Below are 508 nucleotides of genomic sequence, written 5' to 3'. Positions count from 1 at the left end.
CACACGATCCGGCGGATCTCCCGGTCGAACTGCAGGAACGGGACGAACTCGGCCCAGGCGTTCTCCCACAGCCGCACGATCGCCGGGTACTTGGCTCCCCATTGCTCGCCGAACTCCAGGAAGCGCTCCTCGGCCTGCTCCACGGTCGCCGCCTGGTAGACGGGCCTGAGGGCCCGGGAGATCGCGTCCCAGTCCTGCCGGGCCGCGTAGCGGAAGCTGTTGCGCATCAGGTGCACGATGCAGGTCTGCACGATCGTGGCCGGCCACACGTTGCCCACCGCGTCCGGCAGGCCCTTGAGGCCGTCGCAGACGAGCATCAGGACGTCCTCGACGCCGCGGTTGCGGATCTCGGCCAGCACCTGCTGCCAGTACTTGGCCCCTTCCCCGCCGTCCCCGGCCCACAGGCCAAGGATGTCCCGGTTGCCCTCGGTGGTGACGGCCAGGGCGATGTAGATCGGCCGGTTCGCGACCTGCCCGTCGCGGACCTTGACGTGGATCGCGTCGATGA

Annotated in this window: 1 protein-coding gene; it reads right to left on the bottom strand. The window is 69.3% G+C overall.

Annotated elements, in window-relative coordinates; all coding sequences use genetic code 11:
- A partial coding sequence (locus IE231_RS18155) for an IS256 family transposase (protein WP_189695394.1) occupies window positions 1-508 on the bottom strand: 508 nt, incomplete at both ends.

This window comes from Sinomonas cellulolyticus (genome assembly GCF_014656475.1).
GTDB lineage: Bacteria > Actinomycetota > Actinomycetes > Actinomycetales > Micrococcaceae > Sinomonas > Sinomonas cellulolyticus.
Note: the sequence above shows the minus strand (reverse complement) of the source record. Positions and strands in the feature narration are given on the sequence as shown.